Here is a 17,088-nt window from a genome sequence, read left to right on the forward strand (position 1 = left end):
GGGACTGGGACGGCTTCTTGCCCAGCCCGGAGTTACTCGCCAGCCAGCCTGTACGGGTGGGTGGCGTGGGCGGGGGTAATCGCGTTGCGAGTCGGGGGTTGGTCAGCGTCAACGCTGGCGACCCCAGTGCATGAGAGGAACGGTGCGATGGGCAACCCGCTGACCGTGCGATCTAACCGGCATGCAGCTGCCACCCCACGGCCCGCAGCCAATACCGAGATCTGGCTCGAGGACCCGCCCCCTGCAGGCGATTCCCCCGTTGATGCTGCTGAGGCGGCGGCGCTGCGGGAGGAAGTGGACCAGTTGCGGCAGGCGCTCGCCTCCCGTGGGGCGGTGATCGATCAGGCGATGGGCATCGTGATGGCCCTGGGCCGTCTGCCTGCGGACGAGGCATGGAACGTGCTGCGCGAAGTCACGCAGCGCACCAACAGCAAGCTGCACCTGGTTGCTCAACTCCTCACGGCTTGGGCCGAGAGCGGTGAGCTGCATCTCGGGCTCCGTATCGCCTTGGAGGAAGCCGTCCGGGGGAGGGAAGCCCGGGAGGGGCGTCCGGGTCCGCTCTGCGCTGGCTGAGGTGAGCCGTGCGGGGTACCCGCAAGGGGTGGGGCCGGTACTTCGGAGTGCCGGTGAGATGACGGAAGAAGGCGTTGGACCGTGAACGGGTCAACTACAGACAGCGGCCTGATATCCAGTCAGCAACTGAGTGGGGACCCCGTCCGCACCTGCGAGCCGGCGCTCCTGGCCGAGGACGTCCCTGCCGTACCGGAGCAACCAGATACAGACTCTGAGAGCACCACGATCGTGCTGGGCGAGGACTGACCGCGCGGCTCCCGGCCCCATCAGGTCTCGCCCCCGCGGGCTGCTGCGTTCGCCTCACGCCCGAGGGCAGAGGGCTTGATGTCGACGTGCAGCGGGCAGCAGAATTGCATGATCGATTCACCGCGGCCTGAAGCGAGGAAGGCCGGACGGCCGAGCCGGGTCCGTCTGTGTGGCGGGGTGTGCGCCGTTGCCCTATTCGGGGTGCTGACGGGGTGCGGCGCGGTCGATGAGCGCGAGGCGGCGATCAGATCTGCAGTGGAGCGGTTCGACGCCGCGGTGGCCGCGAAAGATGGTGCCTCGCTCTGTGCGGCATTGGCGCCGGGTACGCGCAGTGAGCTGGAGGATTCGGAGCATCAGCCGTGCGCCGAGGCAGCCGCCGGTTTGGGGTTGCCGCCGGCTGGTGCTGTCGACGGGATGGATGTCTACGGCCAGGAGGCCCGGGTGGTCGCGGCGGGGGACACGTTGTTCCTGTCGCGGTTCACCGGCGGGTGGAAGGTCGTTGCGGCCGGCTGTCGGCCCGAGCCCGGACAGCCGTATCAGTGCGCGGTCAAGGGCGGGTGAGTGGCGTTGCGCGTCATGTTCGTGCTCTGTCTCGCTGTGGTCTATGGCGGCCTGGCCTATTTCATTGCGGTGGGGCTGATGCAGCGATGATCCGGTTCGGCAAAAAGACTGCCCGCCCGCGGGGAGGGAGGTAGGCCGTGCGCCGCTGGCTACGTGACAACAGCCTGGGCCTCGCCTTCGGCCTCGCGTTTGTTCTGACACTCGCCGGTCAAGCGATCGCCGGACGCGCCGAGTTCAACCAGCAGCTCGCCGTCGATGGCTTGCAGCAGATCGGCTTCGTCCCGTACCTGACGACGTCCGACTTCGCCGTCGACGTCACGGAGAACTGGCAGTCGGAGTATCTGCAGTTCTTCCTCTACATCTTCGGCACCGTGTACCTGCTCCAGCGCGGGTCGCCGGAGTCGAAGGAGCTGGACAAGGCCGGAATCGAGTCCGATCAGGAACAGCGGGTGGGGGAGCACGCCACCGAACAGTCACCCCGCTGGGCGGCGGCCGAGGGCTGGCGACGCACCTTGTACTCACGGTCCCTCGGTCTGGTGATGGCCTCGATATTCCTGCTGTCGTGGCTGGCGCAGTCCATCGCTGGCACAGCGGCCTACAACGGGCAGCGTCTGCGGCAGCTACAGGCGCCGGTCTCCTGGAGCGAGTACCTGGTCTCCGCGGATTTCTGGAGCCGCAGCCTGCAGAACTGGCAGTCCGAGCTGCTCGCTGTCGCATCGATGGCGATCCTGTCGGTCTACCTCCGCCAGCGGGGATCGCCCGAGTCCAAGCCGGTCGGTGCCCCGCACCACTCCACGGGGATTGAAGGCTGAAGCGGGGCCGTGGCAGATGCTCCATGAGAGGGGAGCCGGTCTGCGTCCGCAGGCTGTCCCTCCTAGCGGAGCAGGGATAGTGCCCGACGAGCCAGCACGCACGGGTCGGAGGCTGAACTTGCGCACGTCCTGACCGGTTGCCGTCAGGTGCCGACGAGGTCCAGCGCTTCACCGAGGGACAGGGAAGAGAGCACCGGACTGGGGGCTGTGGCGAGAAGATTCTGCAGTGGCCGGGAGGGCGCTGCGACGACCAGCGTCGCTTCTTTCTGCAGCGCCAGCAGCAGATCGATGACAGCACTGTCGGCAGACTGCGCGCCCACCGCCCGCCGACGAGGCGTGGGCACACATCTCCTCAAGGCCACCCAGGCCGCGTCCACTACCTCGAAGCTGTTCACCTCGACCAATGTGTCCAACCAGCCCATGCAGCACCTGCTGCAGCGCAGGGCTGGAGCCCGGTCGGCCTGCTCCACGGACTGGACGAAGGCGATCCCGAACTCTTCTATCTCTGTGCAAATGCCCGACTACGTAGCCTGGGATGAGGCTGGCAGTTCAACAGCAAGCTCACGTTCCGTGCGTGCCCCCGTATCCACTCCCTGCTTGTCGTCGTTGAGGCTGCGCACGCCGAGCCGTGCTTGCGCAGCCTCAACCCCGTTCACGGACTCAGAGTCGACGATGGTCGCGAGCGCCCGAGGGCCTTTGCCTATCGCGCGACGGATTCGTCCGGCGAGGTCGTCGCGGATCTGGCCGACGATGTGCCATGCCCACTTCTCGAGTGGGCGGCGGCTTGCGGGGCGACGGTGCCCGCTGATGAACCGGCGGAGCTCGGTCAGCTTCTTGTAAGACCACAGCCCGTTCGTATGCCTCCAGCGCGGCCCGTTCGGCGCCGAGCAGGTAGCCGTTCGCCCTGGTCCAGATCAGCGGCGGTCAGCCCCTGGAGGCCGCCTCGTCCTTCAGCGCGGCGAGCCGCGAGCGGACCTGGCTGGGTGACAGGTCGCCGGCCCGGGGGAGTTGGTGGAACTCCAGGCCAGCCGGACGCGCTCCGAACTGCAAGCGGATGGTGTGCGCGGGCCGCCGGACGGCGTCTCCCCGCCGCTGTGACGCGCGGGTCACGGCTCCTCGCCTTACAGCAGGCGGGCGAGCTTCTCGTCCATGTCGACCTTGCCGGGGACGACGGCGGTCTCGATCCAGTCGAACCTGGCCCAAACCCGGGCGGCGTTCTCGTGGACGATCACCCACTTGTCGTCCGACAGTTGCCGGTCTCGCAAGGCTGCGGTGAAGGAAGCCGCTGAGGCGGTCGGGGTGTTAGCCAGACCACCTCAAGGTGCCCTTCTCGACGTGCGGCGCAGCCGGTCAAGGTGGGTGATGACAGGCGTCGCTGTGATTCCGTGCAGGATGACCGACACGAGGACGGTGAAGGCGATGAGCGACCACATCTGTTTGGCGAGGCCGCTGAAGTCGTTGTGTCCCAGGGCGTAGGCGAGGTAGAACAGCGAACCGATGCCGCGGATGCCGAACGCCGAGGTGACGATCTTCTCCCGCGGCCCGGTCGACATGCCGATCTGTGACACCCATGCGGTGACCGGACGGACGGCCACCACCAGGAGAAGGCCGAGGAGGGCGGCGGGCCACGTGAGGGTGTCGAAGCCTGTCTTGGCGAGGTAGGCGCCCAGCAGGAAGAGGAAGAAGGCGGTGAGCAGCCGCTCGATCTGCTCGGTGAACTCGTGCAGGACTTTGTGGTAGCCGTGGTTTCGTTCGACGGCCCGTACGGTGCAGGCGGTGACGAACACTGCCAAGAAGCCGTACCCGTGCGCGATTTCGGCGATCCCGTAGGAGAGGAAGGTTGCTCCCAGTGCCACGAATCCTTCCAGGTGTTCGGAGAGCCGGACGGCGGAAGGCTTGGCGCGAAAGAACATCAATCCCAGCAGACGGCCGGTCACCAGGCCGGTGCCGATGCCGATAGCGGTCTTGGCGAGCAGGTCGCCCAGGACCCACGGGCCGATCCATCCGGCGGACCAGGCCCCGCCGGATGCAGCGGCGAGGGCGATGGCGGCCAGGACGAAGGGGAACGCCAGGCCGTCGTTGAGCCCCGCCTCTGCGGTCAGGGTGAAGCGCACTTCATCGTCGTCGCGCTCGGAATCAGCGGGTTCCCCGACACGTACCTCCGCGGCGAGGACCGGGTCGGTGGGAGCGAGCACGGCCGCAACCAGCAGCGCGGCAGCCGGGGGCCAGTCCAGGAAGACGACGGCGAGCAGCCCGGTCGTGGCGATCGTGAGCGGCATCGCCAGGCCCAGCAGACGCCACGGCCCCGCCCACCGGCGCAGGCCGAAAGGACGGTTGAGTGCCAGGCCGGCGCCCATGAGCGAAACAATCACGCAGACTTCCGTCGCGTGCTCCACCCACAGACGGTCTTGCACCGGATCCACCACGGGAAGCGGCAGTGGCAGGAGGGCTACGGCCACGCCGACGGCCAGGAACACCATTGGCATCGACAAAGGACGGCGGAAGACCAGCCGCGGCAGCATGGCCGCAGCCAGAGCACCTGCGCCCAAAGCGGCGTACACGGCGTCAGAGAACGTCATCTGCAAGATCCTGGCAGATCCGTGCGTCACTGCCTTCGTTCAGCTCGGCTCGCAGCAGACGAGGGCCCGCAGTCCGTTGGTCAGCACGTGAACCCACAAGCGCGCGGCAGCGTCGGCGTCTTGATGAGTACCGCATCGAAGACATCATCGCGCGCCGTGCCCGCGCCGGTGCTCGACCGCCAGCGACAGCTCGACCAGGGTCTTCACCGGCCCGTCCGCGCACAACACCGCGTCCGTGCGTTCGAAGAGCGCGTCCTGGCGGGCGTAGAGGCATTCATAGAACTCAACCCGAAAGCGGGACAACACGTCCAACGCCTCGCCTGCGGGCGAATCGGCAGACAGCCTCATACGCAGCGGCCGTTCTCTTGTACTTCGTGACTCAACATCTCGAAGGGTGGAGAACGGCCGTCTCCGCTGTCCCGGGAAGAACCGCAGATCAGCAGGTCGAGTGACCTGCGACGTTAAACGTCAAGCTAGGAGTACCTCGACGTCGAGGAAGTGCTGGAAGCAGATGGCGATGCCTTCGTCGCGGGCGGCCGTGGTGTCGTGCATCTGTCCGGGCCACAGGGCATCGGTCCACAACGTGCGGCGTTGCCCGTCGGCGACGACGGTGGCCTTCATCGTCGTTCTCATCTTCATGCCGGAGACACCGAATGGAATGACGGCATGCGAGATGCGCCCGGTCCTGCCACCGCACTCCGATATGCGGCAGGTCCCGACCACCGTCCCCGCGCGACGCGGCGCCCGCACGATCGCCCCGGCTTTGGTTCTGCGGCATGGCCTCGTGCAAGATCCCCTCCAGGACCACCGCGACGCTGGCCTCGATTCTCTCAAGCACCGGATGTCCTCGCGGCCGATCCGACGCCGGTCGTGGGCGGAGTTGCCGTGCTTCCCCGCCCACGAGGGTGGTTATCGTCCGGCCTGCAAGGCTGCCCAGGTCTGCGGGCCGACGTCGCCGTCGACGCCGAGGCTGCGGGTGGTCTGGTAGTCGCGCACGGCTTGTTCGGTGTTGGGGCCGAAGTCACCGTCGATGCCGACGGTGCGGCCGAGTGCCGCGGTCAGTGCTTGCTGCAGTCGGCTGACGTCCGCGCCGGTCGACCCGTTCTGCAGCGCCGGTGTCGAGCCGTGCGACAGCAGGGCCGTCCAGGTCCTGGGGCCGATCTCACCGTCGGCCGTGAGGTCCCGGGCGGACTGGAAGGCCTTCGTCGCCGTTTCGGTGTTGGGCCCGAAGTCGCCGTCCGGTTCTCCCGGATTGTGTCCGGCAGCGATCAGCCGGCATTGCGCCGCCTTGACCAGACTGCCGGTGGATCCCTGCTGGATGAGTGGGTACGCAGTGAAGTCGAGGTTGACGCCGCTGCAGGTGGGCGCTGGTGTGCCGCCGCAGTTGTTGCTGGTGACGTTCCGCCAGGTCTGGCCGTTGGCCTGGCCGTACTCGACGCCGTTGAACCAGGGGCGGATCCGTTCGGAGGTGGCGTTGCCCCAGGTGGCGGATCCGTTGTTGTCGGCGTCGTAGGCGAGCTCGAAGTGCAGGTGCGGGTGGTTGTTCGAGGTAGGCCCCGTCCTGCCGACCCGGCCGATCAGCTGGCCGCGCTGCACCGTCTGGCCGACGCTGACATCGCGGCTCTGCAGGTGCAGGTATGTGGTGAAGTAGCGCTGCCCGTGGTTGATCTGGATCACGTTGCCGGCGTTGGAGTGGTAGAAGGACTGCCGGACCGTGCCGGAGGCCGGAGCCAGCAGCGGTGCTCCTTCGGTGCCGACCTGGTTGGGCTCGCGGACCATGTCGAGCGCGGGTGCGTGTGCCCAGCTGTCGAGTCGCCACTGCTGGCCGCAGGTGAAGGGCAGTTGGAAGGCGATGGGCGGGGCCGCCGCGGCGGCCGGCGCCGCGGCCTGCCAGGGCAGGACGACGAGGGCGGCAACAGCCACGAGTAGTCTGCCGAGCAGCCCTGGGCTGAGCGTGCGGATGAGGGATAGCAACGTGTCTCCTTCTTTGGCGCCAAGTTCATGCGTGTCTGGGGCGGGGTGTGCGGGCGGCGATGGGACGGCAGGTGCCCTTCCGATGTGGCTGGGCGCTGCGGGACGGCCGCGTTCGGTCGCGGTGTGTCGCCCTCATGGCGGTCGCGATGAGGGCCGAGGTGGGGGCAGCCATGTACGGCCCTCGTCGTGAGCTCGCCGGCGGGGGAGCGACCGGTGCGCTGAGCGTGCCCTGCGTCGGTATAGCCCGGGTATTTCCGAAGGTCACCCGGCCGCCCTGGGCGGTGGTGCCAGGCACGGACCGCTTACAGGGGAGCACGCCGCGCCGGTGGCGTGCCCGGGTCAGGGCTGCGGGCAGAGCGCGCCGGTGTCCTGGCCGGGGAGGTGGCGGTCGAGTTGCGCCGCGTTCGGCGTTGGGGCGGTGGCTCGGCAGATGCGCCGGATGGCTTCGGTCGCGGTCAGCGGCCAGTGGATGATGCGCTGGTCGGCTCCCGCGGACAGCAGGGTTCCGTCTGGGGTGAACGCCAAGCCCTGCACGTCTGCCGAGTGGCCGGTGAGGGTGGCGATGCGCCGGTGGGTTCGTACATCCCAGACGACGATGGTGTGATCCTCACCTGCCGAGGCGAGGAGGCGTCCGTCCCTGCTGAAGGCGAGCGTGCCGACCGCTGCGGTGTGGCCGGTCAGGGTGCCCCGGCTTTTCCATGTCTGGGTCGACCACAGGCGCACCGTGTGGTCCGAGCCGGCGGTGGCGATCAGATCGCCCGCCGGAGTGGCCGCGATGTCCTGCGTGGACCCCTGCGTGGCCGGGAAGGCCTTCACCAGTCGGTCGTCGGCGGTGCTCCACACGGCGATGCCGCCGGCCGGTGTGCTCGCGACGAGGAGGCCGCCCCGAGCGGGGTAGGCCATGGCGGTCGAGGTGCGCGGGCCGGCCGGCGCCGGCAGTGGACGGGGGTGTGCCGGGTCGCTGACCCTCCAGCGGAGCGTTCCTCCCAGGGACATCACGGTGACCGTGCTGCCGTCCGGGCTGAAGGCGACGTCCGTGCCGGTGCCTATGCCGGTGAAGGCGATGGTGGTGTAGCGCCGCCCGGTCGACGGGTTCCACAGAGTCAGGGTGTGGTCGCGCGTCACGGCCGCCAGCACCGTGGCGTCCGGGTTGAACGCGACTGCCTTGACATGGTCGGAGTGTCCGCCCAGCAGCCGTTCGGCAGCACCGGAGGCATTCCAGATCCGTACGGACCTGTCGTCGCCGGCGGAGGCGACGAGCCGGCCGTCGGGGCTGACGTCCACGTCGTTCACGGCGCCGCCGTGACCGCTGAAGGGAAGGGCCGTCCGGCGCACCACGATGGTGCGTCCCAGGCCGCCCGAGACCACCGTGCTCGCATCCGGTGCCAGGTCCAGAGCCATGGTCTCCGAGCGGTAGCGGTCGGCGTGGCGGGCGATCTGCTCGCGGCGCCGGTAGTCCCAGATCGAGATCATGCCCTCTTCGTCGGCGATCGCGATCCGATCACCGACCGGCGCGGAGATCATCCAGGGGAAGGCCGTCTGCACCGGGAGGTCGGCGAACTGGCGGGCCGAGCGGCCGGTCAGCCGCCAGAACCTGATGCCATGTTCTTCGGAGGCCGTGGCCAGGACATCGGATGTGGAGCCGAACCGGGCCACCTGGGCGCCTTCTGTGTTCAGCTCGAAGCGACGGCGACCGGTTTCGATGTCCCAGACAGCCACCGTCCCATCGGTACGGGTGACGGCGAGCGAGCGCTGATCGCCGGCCAGGCTGAGTGCCGCGGGCATTCCGGTGGGCAGGAACACGGCCTTGCCAATGCCCAGCGTGGACACCCGTGTGCCCTCGCCCGTGCCGTAGGCCACGACCGTGCCGTCGGCGCTGAAGGCCAGACCGTTGCTGAGGTCGCCGGACACGACCTGCTTGAACAGCACCTTCCTCGACCGGACCTCCCGCACGACGACCGAGCCTCCGGTCGGCTGCTTCGGATTGTTGAACCGGGCCAGGGACGCCAGCCGGGTACCGTCAGCGTTGAAGGCCACCCTCAGCGCGAAGAACCCCTGGGGGAGCGGCTTGACGACATGCTCGGTGAAGGAGGCCAGCCTCCTGCGTCGGTTCGGATCCCACAGCTCCACGGTGCCGTCGCTGGTGGCCGCGGCCACCAACGAGCCGTGAGGGGACAGGGCCAGGCCGAACGACGCGGGCCCGTTCGTGTTGAGTACGACGCTGGGCTGCGCGGACGCCGACGTACTGATCACCGCGCCCAGGGTGTCGGCGTCGGGATGCAGCCGATAGGCGGCCAGGGCGAGGGACCGGGCGACGTCCGGGTCGGTGGCGACCAGCGAGCGCGACGTGAGCGCGGCCTGATGGGCCAGGACGGTCAGGTGCTCGCGCTGTGCCACCTGCCGCTGCTGCCAGGCGGCACCGCCCCCGGTCACGGTCGCCGCCAGCAGCACCGCCAGCACCATCGCCAGGACCCTCAGCCGGCGGACCCGGCGCCGCGCCGCAGCGAGTTCGGACTCGGCCAGTTCCTCGCTGGCGTCGAGGAACTCACGCTCCAGAAGGTTCAGCTCCGAGCGGTGCGGGCGCGCCTCGGCCAGCCCGGAGCCCCGATAGAGCCCTCCGGCGTCCCGCCCCGACTGCTGCCAGACTCGGGCCGCGGCGGTGAGCCGCTGCCGTACGACCAGGCGCCGGCGGTCCTCGCTCAGCCAGGCCCGCAGCCTGGGCCACGCCACGATGAGCGCCTCATGGGCGATCTCCACCCGATCCTCGTCCACGACCACCAGGCGTGCCGCCACCAGCTCGTCGACCACATCCGCGACCGCCGCGACCGGGCCCATCCCGTCGAGTTCGGTTTGCGGGACCCGCCGCCGACTGTCCCGCACCCCGTCCTCGTCCAGGCTGATCACCCGCTGCATGAGCCGGCGCACCAGGTCCTGCTCGGCGGGTTCGAGCTCGGCGTAGACGTGCTCGGCGGTCTGGGCGATCGCACCGTGCATCCCGCCCCCTGCCTGGTACGCCGCGAGAGTCAGGGTGCGGCCGGCCCGGTTGCGCCAGGTCTCCCGCAGCGCGTGGGACACCAACGGGAGTGCGGCGGCAGCGCCGGAGGCCTCCGCCACCACGGTGGCCAGCAGATCGGCGTCGACCGAGCAGCCCTCAAGATCCGCCGGCCGGACGATCAGCTCTCGCAGTTCCGCGGCCGACGGCGGACCGACCAGCAGCTGCGCCTCGCTCATCAGCGCCGGCGCCAGCTCGCTCAGCCCGGTCATCTGGACGAAGAAGTCCGCACGGACACTGAGCACGATCTTCGTTCCGGCATGGGACGCCGCTAACAGCCCGGCGACGAATTCCTCCCGTAGCGTGGGATCGGAGCACAGGGTGAACAATTCCTCGAACTGATCGACCACCAGCAGCACCTGACCGGCGGGCCGGTCGTGCTCGGCGAGCGCGGCCGCGAGCTGTTTCACCGGCTGGTCGGTCGGCGTCATCATGACCGGCCGCCACCGAGCGGTCGTATCCCGCCGGATCCGGCCCAGTAGGCCCGCCGCCAGCAGCGAGGTCTTCCCCGATCCCGACGCGCCGAACACGACGACCACGGGGAAGCGTTCCACGCGCTCCCACAGCAGCCCGCACAGCCGGTCGCGGCCGAAGAACCGGTCGTGATCCGAGGAGGTGAACGCCGGCAGGCCCCGGTAGGGGTTGGCCCCGACCGGCACCAGTGCCGCGACGGGGACCGGAGAGGGCATGAGGCCCTCATCGCCGCGGAGCATCGCCTGGTGCAGGCGCTGCAGACCCGGGCCGGGCTCGACGCCCAGTTCGGTCCCGTACAGCGCATGGGTCCGCCGGTAGAGCTCGAACGCCTCGGCCTGCCTGCCCGAGCGATACAGGGCCGTCATGAGCTGGCCGCGGAGCGACTCCCGAAAGGGATGCCGGGGCAGCAGCTCCGTCAGCTCCACGACCACCTCGGCATGCCTGCCGAGGGCCAGACCGCAATCGGCCCACCGCTCATGCACGGCAAGACGCAGCTCCTCCAGTCGGGCCGCCCGGGTCGCGACGGCTTCGGTATCCAGGAACTCCGCGAACGCAGGCCCGTTCCAGCACCGCAGCGCCTCACCGTGCAACTCCTGCGCGCCCGCTGTCTCACCCTGTCGCAGGGCCTCCTCCGCCTGGAGAGCCAGCCGTTCGAACCGCGTGGCGTCCAGCGCATCACCCGCCACCACGCGATAGCCGTCGCCCTGCCGTTCGATGCGCTCCGGGCCCAGGGCCTTGCGCAGTAGATGGACGTACAGCTGCAGATTCTTACGCGCCGAGCGCGGCGGTCGCTCGCCCCACAGTGCGGTCATCAGGAGCTCCGAAGGCACGGGCCGGTCGGGCCTGCTCAGCAGGACCGCGAGCAGCAGACGCACCTTGGGCGATCCGATGTCGACCGGCAAGCCCCCGCGACGGACCGCCAGATCCCCCAGAATCCCCAACTCCACTCGGCCGCCCCCCCAAGGCTGCACGGATCAACGCTGGCGGCCCGAAGGTACACCAGCCCTCCGACGCAGACCCGCGCTGGCCCGCCCGACCCACGCATGACGCCGCACTGACGTGGATCAGCGGACTGCCGCCTGGTGCGGCCTCCCGCACCGGCACCCCCTGGCCGCATACCCCAAAGATCCGCGATGCGCAGCCGGCCGAAGCCACGCCCGATCACCTGCCGCACGCATCCCCATCAGGACTTATACGGGTCCTATACCGCGTCTCACAACGATCGCTTCCCGTACCGGGCCCACCGGCTCCTGGGCCCTCCGATCAAGGAAGGAACGGGTGCGCCCATCCAGAACGACGCCGACCAGTCCAACAGGCACCCCCCGCCGTGGAGATGACGTCGGAGTCGTAGAGAACGCGAAAGGACACAGCGTGAAGCTCGGGTTCAGCTCGGGAAGCGATCAGAACACCCATCAGCGGACCACTGGGAAGGCAGGACAGCACATGCGTACAAGGCTCGCGGCAGTCGCAGGAGTGGCTGCCATGACCGCCACGCTCGGACTGGTCGGCGCGTCCCCCTCGGCAGCCGGCCCCAACTGCGCCTCCGGCTACCACTGCGTCTTCTACACCGACATCAGCTCCGCACGGCAGTCCTTCTTCAACTCCGATCCGGACTTCTCCAACGACACCTTCGACGAATACAACGTGAGCGGGACCGGTTACAACAGCCCGGTCAACAACAACGTCTACTCGGCCAGCAATTCAAGCACCGGGAACTACGAGAGCCACTACTGGGACAACACCAACGGAACGGGCTTCCTGTTCTGCCTGAACCCCGGTCACTACGTCAACTCCGCCTCCACCGTCGACCAGGCGGGCACGCAGAGCGGCGATCCGCTGCCCTCCGGCCTCCGGGACCGGGCCAGCCGGCTGACGCTCCCGGGCCGGACGTCGACCGACTGCTTCTGACCTCGGTGAACCGCGGGCCCGGCGCAATCCGGGCCCGCACGTTCCGGACCTCGACAGGATTCACATGGCACTGAGCTTCCACGGCACTCGCCGGCACATCGCCGCCTGCGTCCTGACCGCCACTGTGGGCGCAACGATCTGGGCGTTGGCCGACGCGAGGGCACAAAACCCCGAACCCCGGCCCCATCGTCCGCTGTCCCCGGCCGCACTGGCCGAACAAGGCTTGCGTCCGCCGATCTACACCCAGCTCTACGCCTGGACCCAGAGCGGCGAACAGATCGCGACCGCCCAGCAACAGGTCCTCGTCGCCTGCATGGCCGAGCGCGGATTCACCCTCAAGCCCGCTCCCGTGGCGAAGGCGGGTGACGCGGCGGTGTCCCGCCCGACTCCGTTCGGTCTCGAGAGCCTCGAAGAAATCGGGGCGGACAGCCAGACGCAAGCGCCAACGGAGCAGCCGCAAGAAGAGGCCTTCAACCGCGCCCTCTACGGCAAACCCGGAAACGAGATCTCCGTCAAGGGCAAGCTGCTCAAGGTGACCATGCCGGCGAGCGGCTGCCAGGCCGAGGCGGAGAAGCACATGCTGGGCGACGGCCGGGTGCGGTGGACGGAACTGCGGATGCAGCTCAACGAAGGGGAGCAGACAGCGTTCAAGTGGCTCAAGCACGACTCCCTCTTCCGCAAGGCGAACGAGAGCTGGCGGCAGTGCATGCTCACCAACCGCGTCCAGGCCAAAGACCCCCTCGACCTGATCAGAGCCTTGCCGCCCGACGCGGACATCCGCACCCACCCCGCAACCAAGGCGGACGTCCACTGCAAGCAGGACACCGGATACCTGCGCACCGCCTACGCCAGACTCGCCGTGATGCAGCAGCGCTGGCTCGACGATCACCCCGACGTGCTCAAGGACCGCACCGCGCTGCGGGACAGGCAGCTGAGAATCACCCGCCAGGTCCTCCAGGGGCAGACCGGCTGAGCACCCCGGCGCACCCGATCTGCCCCGGCCCGGCGGCACCGGGTCTCACGGCTGGGTGTGGTAGCGGAGGTAGACCACGCCGCTGGTGAGCCGGCGTTCGTCCAGGAGCTCGAAGCGGAGCCGGGCCCCTTCGGGGAGGAAGGGCTTGCCGCCGCCCAGCACGGCGGGGCCGACGAAGAGGTGGTACTCGTCCACCAGCCCTGCGGCGATCGCGTGGGCGCCGAGGGCGGCCCCGCCGACGGTGAGGTCACGTTCGGAAGATGCCTTCAGCCGCCGAACCGCCTCGAGGTCGAAGTCCCGTTCGATCCGGGTCCGGGTGGTGCAGGCCGACTCCAGCGTCCTGGAGTACACGACCTTCTCGGCCGCCTGCCAGATCTCCGCGAACTCCCGCGCCCCGGGCGACTGGCCCGCGACGGACGGGTCGGTCTCCCAGACAGCCATCATGTCGTACAGCTGGCGCCCGTACAGGTAGGTCCCGACCGGCCGCAGCACGTCGTTGATGAAGGAGTAGTACTTCTCGTCCGGTACCGCCCAGTCGAAATTGCCGTCCGCGTCGGCGATGTAGCCGTCCAGAGACACATTGAACATGTAGATCAACTTGGCCATGCGAGCCTTATCCCAGGTCGGGGCTACGTGTGTGTCCCGCAGCACACTAGCTCGCGCCTGTGACAATGCCCGGCGAACGGCACGGTCATCGCTGCGAAGGGCTGCGTCTGGGACTGCCGCGGCTCCGGCGGTTCCGCCCGGCCCGTTCGCGGACCCGGCCGCGCAGCCGGTGGTGCAGCTCGGTGACCAACGCGCCGTCGCGCCAACGGCGGAAGAAGGCATACACCTGGTCCCACGCCGGGAAATCTGCGGGCATCGCCCGCCACTTGATGCCGTTGTCGACCAGATAGAACACCGCATCCAGCATCTCCCGGTGGCAGTACCCTTCCGGGCGGCCACCGCGGCCTTCCAGACAGGCCGGCACCGGCAGAGCCGTGCGCACCACCGCCCACTCGGCGTCCGTCAGATCCGACGGATACCGGCGCACCCGCACCGGATGGTCGGCGGCATTGCCGAACGGTGCGCGAGACAGTCAAACGAGCGCGCAAAGGAGTTGGACTCCACCGCCGGTTCCGCGTACAACAACGGCAACAGGGCCTCCTGCACCTCGGTTTGCCTTCGACAGCTACCGAGCTACCAAAGTGCCCTGTCTCTATGCGCCGCCACCGACGCGATCACCCATCCTCGGGATGCCGTTCGAACCGCAGTCGCCCCGCACGGTTCATCAACAGATTCTAACCGAGTGCGAGAACACAGGGACTGCCTGAGGGACTTGACAAAGCATCACCAGAGTTGAGGGTTACCTATAAAGGCAGGTCTAAAGTTCTTACCTACATCACTCCAGAAGTTGTGGTCGAGGAATTCGGTCTCGCCTCTATCACACTTTCCGCAGGTAGCGTTTGGGCGCCTGCATGGATCGACGGCCACCTTCCTGGCATCTGTCGGACTCCCGGAGAGCAAGCTTTTCGGCCACCGGATGGACCTGGAGGACGACAGTGCCCGCAGACTGCAATTCGGCTCGAGCTTGAAGGCGTCCTTAGAGCGCGCGGGATCCGAACTGCCGCCAGAAGCGGAGACATGGGAGAAACTCGGCGACTTCGTCTACGCCACCGTCGCGCTCAACCCGCGGGACGGGCAGATCTACGCTTTTCCCGAAGGGGAGAGCGACTACCAGGCCATGCACAAGGACATTTCGAGCTTCGTGAACGCGCTCATCGTCGTGAACAGGGGGCGGACGGAATACTTGAAGCTGGGACCGGACGACGAGCAGCGCGCACACATCGTAGACCGCATGACGCAGGAAATCGCCACCGTTGACACGACACCCTTCGTAGACGATGAGGGCGAGTGGGAAACCCTCTTCGACCGGATCCGACTCAACATGTGGCGATAGCGCAGCTGCTGCCCAGAGCGGCGAGTATGTCTGCCCTTTCGTCTTTGGGCCCGAAAGTGCGGAGGGAGCCGAGGGCCCTGGATCTGCCGGCCGAGGTCAGTAGAGCCAGCGGTCGAAAAGCCCTGGCCAGAGAAATCCCTCGTAGCCGCAAGTAGCGCCAGGGATACCGGTGCGGTCGACATAGAGGAAGGATGGTCGCGTCCTCACGACCTCCCGCCCCACCAGACCGTCTACAGCTACTTCGCCCGCTGGGAAGCCGACGGCATCTTCGGCCAACTCACCGGGCTCCTACGCCGCAAAGTCCGCCAGGCCGAAGGCCGCACCAGCGAGCCAAGCGCCTGCCTGATCGACAGCCAGAGCACCGAAACCTCCGCCGCCGTCCCCCTGACCAGCCAAGGCATCGACCCAGCCAAGAAGTTCATCGGCTGCAAACGACACATCGTCACTGACACACTCGATGCTCGCCGTCGCCGTCGCCGTCGCCGGCTTCCACGACTCCGCCGCCGGCACCCAACTCCTCACCAAAGTCGCCGAGCACCACCCCACCGTCATCAAAGCCTGGGCCGACAACGGCTACAAGACCAAAACCGTGGCCCAGCGCGGCATCGACCTCCAGATAGTCCAGCGCGACCCCACAACCCGCGGCTTCCAAGGCCAGCCCCGCCGCTGGGTCATCGAACGCACCCTCGGCTGGCTCATGCACCGCCGCCGCCTGGCCCGCGACTACGAAACCCACCCCCACCGCTCAACCGCAATGATCCAACTCGCCGCCATCAACCTCATGACCCGCCGCCTCACCCATGAGTCCACCCCGAACTGGCGTGACAGTTAAACCGCATGAAACGGACAAGCAAGAACCAAACCCTCACTGGGACGGTGACGCCGCGGACCTCGATGTCGGAGGCGTGGTGCGCTGCTGCACCAGCTGTCCGGCGGCTCGAAGCGCAGCAGCAGGGAGCAGAGGCCAGTGCCGTCTGGACAGCACTGCACTGCGCCGAGTCCACGGTGAGGCCGTCCCGGGCGGGGCTATGTGCATCAGGACGATCGCCGCAGCGATCACGACCGTGAACACGACCCCCGCGAAGCCCTTCCCGAGCGGGCCGTCGATAGGCGGGTGGGGCCTTCTTCTGTCCCTGCTCGGGAGGCGTGCAGGAGGTCGGGGGCGCCCCGCGTCGGGGTGGTCCTCAGAGCGCGTCGACGGCACTCACCTTCCAGCCGCCGGACGTATGGGTCATCGTCATCCGGACCCGGTTCAGATCGACCCGTGAACCGGTGACCTGCGTACTGGTGGTGACCTGGTTGACGAACAGCAGCACCACGGCCCGGTCGGGGGACACGGACACCACGGAGGCGGCGGGCGCGCCGCCGTCCGGGGGCGCGACCACGCTCGCCTTGACGACCCCGCGGTACTTTTGCGCCGTGGGCCCCACGACCTTGCTCGTGGTCCTGCCGTACTCCTCCGTGAAGGCGCCGGTCAGATGGGCGCGCGCCGCGGCGAAGTCCGCCTCCAGCCTGCGGTGGTCGTACGACAGCACCACCGGCGCAGCCTCCCGCGCCGCCGCGACCGCCTCGGTCCGGGCCGCGTTGGTACGCCGCCCCTCGGCGTACTCCCACCCCAGCACGCCCACCGCGGTCAGTCCGAGGGCCACCAGGACGGACAGCAGGGCGCAGAGCCGCACCGGCCGGCGGCGGCGCGCCGGACGGAGCGCCGCGGCCTCCTCCGCCAGTACGACCGGCCCCACATGCTGGGTCTCGTCCCGCCGGGCCTGCGACGCGTCGTCGGGGGCCTCGAGCCGCAGGGGAACCGGGGTGCGCGGGGTGTCGACCACGGTGGTACTGCCTGTGCTCGGCCGGACGCGGTCCGATCGCTTGGCGGCCGCACGCGCTGCCGCTGAGATGGCGCGACGGCCGGGGGAGGTGGAGCCACGGCCCCGGGCGGTCGGGTTCGCCACGGTCTTGCTCCTCACTGTTGCTGGTACGGGTGTGCGCTCGGGTGT

14 protein-coding genes and 5 pseudogenes are annotated in these 17,088 nt (G+C 68.6%); 7 read left to right on the forward strand and 12 right to left on the reverse strand.

The features are described from left to right. The first annotated feature begins 147 nt into the window (after positions 1-147). The 3 genes from ACQPWZ_RS35790 to ACQPWZ_RS35800 all read left to right on the forward strand — a co-directional run bounded on the left by ACQPWZ_RS35790 (position 148) and on the right by ACQPWZ_RS35800 (position 2,192). Positions 148-573: an ANTAR domain-containing protein gene (locus ACQPWZ_RS35790; protein WP_433573612.1), complete on the forward strand. Its 426-nt coding sequence runs from the start codon at positions 148-150 to the stop codon at positions 571-573. A gap of 354 nt (positions 574-927) precedes the next feature. Further along, the gene (locus tag ACQPWZ_RS35795; RefSeq protein ID WP_433573613.1) at positions 928-1,380 is read left to right on the forward strand and encodes a hypothetical protein; all 453 of its coding nucleotides are present in this window, start codon (positions 928-930) and stop codon (positions 1,378-1,380) included. A 137-nt stretch (positions 1,381-1,517) separates the two neighbouring features. Continuing rightward, on the forward strand, positions 1,518-2,192 hold the full coding sequence (locus ACQPWZ_RS35800) for a DUF6766 family protein (RefSeq protein WP_433573614.1): 675 nt from the start codon (positions 1,518-1,520) through the stop codon (positions 2,190-2,192). Positions 2,193-2,335: 143 nt separating this feature from the next. On the opposite strand, the gene ACQPWZ_RS35805 is transcribed toward ACQPWZ_RS35800, so the two are convergent. The 9 genes and pseudogenes from ACQPWZ_RS35805 to ACQPWZ_RS35845 form a co-directional block, all read right to left on the reverse strand. Beyond that, the gene (locus ACQPWZ_RS35805; protein ID WP_433573615.1) at positions 2,336-2,587 is read right to left on the reverse strand and encodes a hypothetical protein; all 252 of its coding nucleotides are present in this window, start codon (positions 2,585-2,587) and stop codon (positions 2,336-2,338) included. 529 nt (positions 2,588-3,116) lie between these two features. Continuing rightward, positions 3,117-3,302, reverse strand: a complete 186-nt coding sequence (locus ACQPWZ_RS35810; protein ID WP_433573616.1) for a hypothetical protein — start codon at positions 3,300-3,302, stop codon at positions 3,117-3,119. 11 nt (positions 3,303-3,313) lie between these two features. After that, positions 3,314-3,502, reverse strand: coding sequence for a DUF6192 family protein (locus tag ACQPWZ_RS35815; protein ID WP_433573933.1), 189 nt, complete (start codon positions 3,500-3,502; stop codon positions 3,314-3,316). 6 nt (positions 3,503-3,508) lie between these two features. Next, positions 3,509-4,771: a cation:proton antiporter gene (locus ACQPWZ_RS35820; RefSeq protein ID WP_433573617.1), complete on the reverse strand. Its 1,263-nt coding sequence runs from the start codon at positions 4,769-4,771 to the stop codon at positions 3,509-3,511. Between the two features lie 153 nt (positions 4,772-4,924). Then, positions 4,925-5,119: pseudogene (locus ACQPWZ_RS35825) on the reverse strand (NF041680 family putative transposase); the annotation flags it as partial. Between the two features lie 126 nt (positions 5,120-5,245). After that, positions 5,246-5,419 (reverse strand): annotated as a pseudogene (locus ACQPWZ_RS35830) (transposase family protein); the annotation flags it as partial. Positions 5,420-5,680: 261 nt separating this feature from the next. Continuing rightward, positions 5,681-6,148 (reverse strand): annotated as a pseudogene (locus ACQPWZ_RS35835) (peptidoglycan-binding domain-containing protein); the annotation flags it as partial. A 141-nt stretch (positions 6,149-6,289) separates the two neighbouring features. Then, positions 6,290-6,550, reverse strand: a pseudogene (locus ACQPWZ_RS35840) (M23 family metallopeptidase); the annotation flags it as partial. A gap of 534 nt (positions 6,551-7,084) precedes the next feature. Continuing rightward, complete coding sequence (locus tag ACQPWZ_RS35845) at positions 7,085-11,173, reverse strand: BTAD domain-containing putative transcriptional regulator (protein WP_433573618.1); 4,089 nt, start codon at positions 11,171-11,173, stop codon at positions 7,085-7,087. 580 nt (positions 11,174-11,753) lie between these two features. Here ACQPWZ_RS35845 and ACQPWZ_RS35850 point away from each other — a divergent pair. Both ACQPWZ_RS35850 and ACQPWZ_RS35855 read left to right on the forward strand, forming a co-directional pair. Next, on the forward strand, positions 11,754-12,179 hold the full coding sequence (locus ACQPWZ_RS35850; protein WP_266389832.1) for a hypothetical protein: 426 nt from the start codon (positions 11,754-11,756) through the stop codon (positions 12,177-12,179). 64 nt (positions 12,180-12,243) lie between these two features. After that, positions 12,244-13,152, forward strand: coding sequence for a hypothetical protein (locus ACQPWZ_RS35855; protein WP_433573619.1), 909 nt, complete (start codon positions 12,244-12,246; stop codon positions 13,150-13,152). 45 nt (positions 13,153-13,197) lie between these two features. Here the strand turns inward: ACQPWZ_RS35855 and ACQPWZ_RS35860 are convergent, their stop codons facing one another. After that, positions 13,198-13,758 (reverse strand): dihydrofolate reductase family protein, encoded by a 561-nt coding sequence (locus ACQPWZ_RS35860; protein WP_433573620.1) that lies wholly within the window; start codon positions 13,756-13,758, stop codon positions 13,198-13,200. Positions 13,759-13,843: 85 nt separating this feature from the next. Continuing rightward, positions 13,844-14,185 (reverse strand): transposase, encoded by a 342-nt coding sequence (locus tag ACQPWZ_RS35865; protein ID WP_433573621.1) that lies wholly within the window; start codon positions 14,183-14,185, stop codon positions 13,844-13,846. Positions 14,186-14,545: 360 nt separating this feature from the next. Between ACQPWZ_RS35865 and ACQPWZ_RS35870 the strand changes: the two genes are divergently transcribed. Further along, on the forward strand, positions 14,546-15,091 hold the full coding sequence (locus ACQPWZ_RS35870) for an SUKH-4 family immunity protein (protein ID WP_433573622.1): 546 nt from the start codon (positions 14,546-14,548) through the stop codon (positions 15,089-15,091). Positions 15,092-15,292: 201 nt separating this feature from the next. After that, positions 15,293-15,923: pseudogene (locus ACQPWZ_RS35875) on the forward strand (IS5 family transposase); the annotation flags it as partial. Positions 15,924-16,275: 352 nt separating this feature from the next. Here the strand turns inward: ACQPWZ_RS35875 and ACQPWZ_RS35880 are convergent. Next, on the reverse strand, positions 16,276-17,043 hold the full coding sequence (locus ACQPWZ_RS35880; RefSeq protein WP_433573623.1) for a hypothetical protein: 768 nt from the start codon (positions 17,041-17,043) through the stop codon (positions 16,276-16,278). Between the last annotated feature and the right edge of the window lie 45 nt (positions 17,044-17,088).

The sequence above is a fragment of the Streptomyces sp. CA-251247 genome, assembly GCF_050952975.1.
GTDB classification, from domain to species: Bacteria; Actinomycetota; Actinomycetes; order Streptomycetales; family Streptomycetaceae; genus Streptomyces; species Streptomyces achmelvichensis.

Coding starts and splice junctions, on each gene's coding strand:
- ACQPWZ_RS35820 (WP_433573617.1), bottom strand. CDS start 4,771: ATGACGTTCTCTGACGCCGTGTACGCCGCTTTGGGCGCAGGTGCTCTG.
- ACQPWZ_RS35855 (WP_433573619.1), top strand. CDS start 12,244: ATGGCACTGAGCTTCCACGGCACTCGCCGGCACATCGCCGCCTGCGTC.
- ACQPWZ_RS35850 (WP_266389832.1), top strand. CDS start 11,754: ATGACCGCCACGCTCGGACTGGTCGGCGCGTCCCCCTCGGCAGCCGGC.
- ACQPWZ_RS35795 (WP_433573613.1), top strand. CDS start 928: ATGATCGATTCACCGCGGCCTGAAGCGAGGAAGGCCGGACGGCCGAGC.
- ACQPWZ_RS35790 (WP_433573612.1), top strand. CDS start 148: ATGGGCAACCCGCTGACCGTGCGATCTAACCGGCATGCAGCTGCCACC.
- ACQPWZ_RS35860 (WP_433573620.1), bottom strand. CDS start 13,758: ATGGCCAAGTTGATCTACATGTTCAATGTGTCTCTGGACGGCTACATC.